Below are 1,197 nucleotides of genomic sequence, written 5' to 3'. Positions count from 1 at the left end.
GTAACGGGCAGAAACATCTTTTTTGCTCTTAACATTAATGCAGTTTGGAGAGTAAAGGTATGGCTAGCGATAACACTGTTAACACGACAGGTACATTACCACTGGAACAAGTCGAGACACTGCAAAGCATTAATCGGACGTTACTCGCGCGTAGCGAACCGGTCATGCAGGGCATTCCGAAATTGGGCGTGGCTCCGCTTTCGGCGAGCATGCAGGCTGCCATGGGGCACTCACTCGGTGGCAATGTCGATTTTGACGATCTATTCCCCAAACGTTCCGTGGATGGCTACGCGGAAGTGGCCTCGATTCAATCGCTGTTTTCTCCCGGTCGATATTTGGTTGAGCTGTATAACATTGCCAAAGGGTTACACGGCGGCAGCAGTCCGCTGCATATTGATCAACGCCGCCCAGACCTCAAGGCGCTTGTCCTCAATGAAGCCAATCTTGATAAAGAAGTCTCAACGCTCAACCTCTTGAATGAGGTTCTGCAAACAGGCATGCAGGCGTCCAAAGGCACGACGCTTAAAAACCTGGAAACCACCTTTTACCCGATGACACTGCCGTATCACGACAACCTGGTACAAGTGCGCAGCGTATTATCGGGCGCTCAAACCTCGCTGCAGCAACTTTGGTCGGCGCTGACGGATGAGCAAATGAAGGCGTTCAAGCCGCTGTCCCTCAATGGGACCGCTAGTACGACAAATCCGGACCTGGTGGTACAGCCGAAAATACGCGAGCAGCTGAAGTTAACACCGGCGCTTTACACTTTGCTGGGGGCGACCGCCGCTGACCAAGACTCGGTGCGAAAGTATTACAACCTGCCGAGCAACGCCAATCTTACCGAGGCACTCAAATCGGTCGAAGTGTTTTGTGCGCGAACAGGCTTGTCGTTCAATCAGTTGATGAGCCTGACCGCTCAGGCCAACTACTCAAATATGGACTTGGCTGCCAGCATTAACAAGCAGATTAACAACTTGGCTCCTGGGTCAAGCAAAGCGGTCGTATTTACTTTTAATGAGGATCCTGGAAGCACTTTCAGCGCGGCCGATATTGTTTTGAGCAACGGCACCCTGGGGCCGATCAGTGGTACCGGTACAACCCGTACCGCCACCGTGACCTCGAATGCCACGAACCTCATCAGTAACGGTAGCTTTACTGGTGGAGCGACGGGATGGAACACCAGTGGTACGGTCTATC

1 protein-coding gene is annotated in these 1,197 nt (G+C 52.5%); it reads left to right on the top strand.

Annotation, left to right across the window (positions count from 1 at the left end; all coding sequences use genetic code 11):
• Positions 1 to 59: 59 nt before the first annotated feature.
• Positions 60 to 1,197: Tc toxin subunit A (locus ACIOZM_RS31930; protein ID WP_401221682.1), on the top strand; the 1,138-nt coding region annotated here is incomplete at its 3' end.

It is taken from the genome of Pseudomonas sp. NPDC087346 (genome assembly GCF_044744235.1).
Classification (GTDB): Bacteria; Pseudomonadota; Gammaproteobacteria; order Pseudomonadales; family Pseudomonadaceae; genus Aquipseudomonas.
This window is presented reverse-complemented; position numbering and strand designations above follow the sequence as displayed.